Origin of the sequence: Bartonella sp. PS17NMGDW (assembly GCF_042193555.1) — a bacterium.
Lineage (GTDB): Bacteria > Pseudomonadota > Alphaproteobacteria > Rhizobiales > Rhizobiaceae > Bartonella > Bartonella grahamii.
The window spans coordinates 1-2,232 of the sequence record NZ_JBHILY010000050.1; the positions used below are offsets into that span (position 1 = coordinate 1).

Genomic DNA, 2,232 nt, shown 5'->3' on the forward strand with positions numbered 1-2,232 from the left:
ACTTTAGTTTTATCCGTTACCCAGTCTGGCCATTGAATTTTCCCATCTTGCGTATACAGCAATTCAGCATCAGCAAGAGCCGGCCAATTTGTGATTTTATCGGTCAAATCTTTTTTAAGACTCTTTATCTGTGCCAAGATGGCTGCATCCACTTGTGATTTGGTATAAACAGCTTCGTCATCAACTCTCAAAGGTCCTTTAAGCGAGCTTCCGGTTGTGCTTAGATTGGTAACGACTTTGTTGTTATGGATAAGGCTAAACGACGAATTACCCAACAGTTCTAAGCCACCACTCATGGTAACTTTGCTGGTAAATTTATTATAACTTTGCCATTCATTTGGGCTTGTGAGGTGTCCATAGCTTGTGAGATCTTCATTGATCTTAGCTCTAAAATCATCAAGCCCCACAATATCTTCGGTTTTATGTTGGTGTGCGCCTAATAGAGAGACAGCACTGCCAAAAGTGAAGTTATTATTGCTTGATTTATAGAGAACATAATTGTTGGCAGCATCTTTTGCGCCTTCGATATCACTTAAATCAGCAAAAGTGAAGGTTTTATCGGCTGCCATTTTGGCCTTAAGGGCCGCTTCAAGGTCTGCAACATCACTTATGCTATGCGTGTGTTTTGAAGGCGCTTTTCCCTCTACCTTTTCCTCAATATCAACAATGGCTTGATCAATTTTGGTCAAGTTTTCCCGCAAGATTGGGAATTCAGAACTGATAAAGCGTCCTTCTTTCGGCAATTCCATGTCGAGTTTTTTGGTTTTGGTCATGTCTGTTTTCCCCTCATAATATACCGGCACCAAAATCACACACCATTGACCGTGCCGCCGGTCCACCGGTAAGCGTGAGTTTCAAGCGCGCTTGTTTGGCTGTTTTATCACCACTGATAAATTTGCGCTCTGTCCAAAGCGGCTCGGATAACTGCTCTGTTTCCTCTAATGTGAGAGGGGTGAAAGCACCATCATCCAGTTGCATCTCCAGTGAAAAGGTTGCACCGCCCGGTAAAAATGTTTTGATATAGCTCGTTAACCTTGCCTTTTCTCCAAAGGAAAAAGCACGGGTGACATAAGTGGCTTCTTTATGGATCTTTCCTGCAATCAATTGAACAGGAGCAAACAAAACAGGTGAGAGCTTTTCGGTGCCTTTGAGAATGGCGCGAAGCTTTATCTTTTCACTGATATATTCGGTAAGACTGAGTAATTGAAAGGGTAGAAGTTGATAAACCGTGCCATTGTTTCGTTCAATTTCAAAGATGACAGAACAATCGCTTGAAGGCAATTCAATGGCTGCGCGTATTTGTAAATCAGAGCAGTCCACAAGATCAAAAGTGCCAAGATCAATGGTTTTTTCTGTTTGTGTGTAGCGTGCCGCCAGCACTCGAAAGGCTAAAGCCTCATCTTGATGAGCAGTCCAGCTTTGTGCGTTAACTGAAGAAAATCGTGGACCCGTTACATAAGGGTGGCTTGAGACATACCTTTGTTTTTCTGCATCAAAATCCCCAAGCTTTGCTAAGGAGACGGAATGATTACTATCATCTGTCTTAATAACGAAAGCCGTTAAGCGGTCATCGGGGACAAGGAGTGGTACATCATAGCGTGCCTCTGCCCAACCAGTTTTTGCGCCCTTCATGGAATAAAAGCTTTGTGCTTGAATATCGGCGGTCGGATAACCGTTTTCTGTGGTGACCAAATCAATCACCAAATTATGGTTTTGATTGCCGATTTTGCAAAGATGAAAGTCAATACCGGTAATTTGCCGTGTTTCATCAGGAGTAAAGACTTGTGCTTGTGGGTCTACTTGCGTCCATATTTTCACCGTGGTGGTGCGCCGCATCACTTTCACATCAATCACACCTTGACCGGTAAAAAGCCCCGTGGCAATGGTTCCACCTCTGCCTTGTGCAATAACATTTTTTGTGCCAGCGGTGATATTTTGTGGAATCTTAAAAGTGCTTTCAAGGACGCCATAGGAATTGGCAAAAAGGGGATAATTAGGCAAGACATTCACACCATCAAAAGTGAGGCTCTCTAGTTTTTCGCCTTTGCCAAAACCTTCAATTTTAAAGGAAAGGGTAATTTGTCTTAAAAAATTGATTTGCTCTTGGGTCGCACTCACCAAATCATCACGCACTTCTGTTTTACGGATAGTTCTGCCACGGTTCCATCCCATGTTCAGTTGATTGGTCACGCTTGAGAGCCAATCGGTGCGCTGTTCATGCCAAAAGTCTGT

The 2,232-nt window shown here is 43.2% G+C and carries 1 protein-coding gene and 1 pseudogene; both read right to left on the minus strand.

What is annotated here, in order from left to right:
• Positions 1-773: Bgr_08870 family protein (locus ACFIJK_RS09075; RefSeq protein WP_375627564.1), on the minus strand; the 773-nt coding region annotated here is incomplete at its 3' end.
• Positions 774-786: 13 nt separating this feature from the next.
• Positions 787-2,232, minus strand: a pseudogene (locus tag ACFIJK_RS09080) (DUF4815 domain-containing protein); the annotation flags it as partial.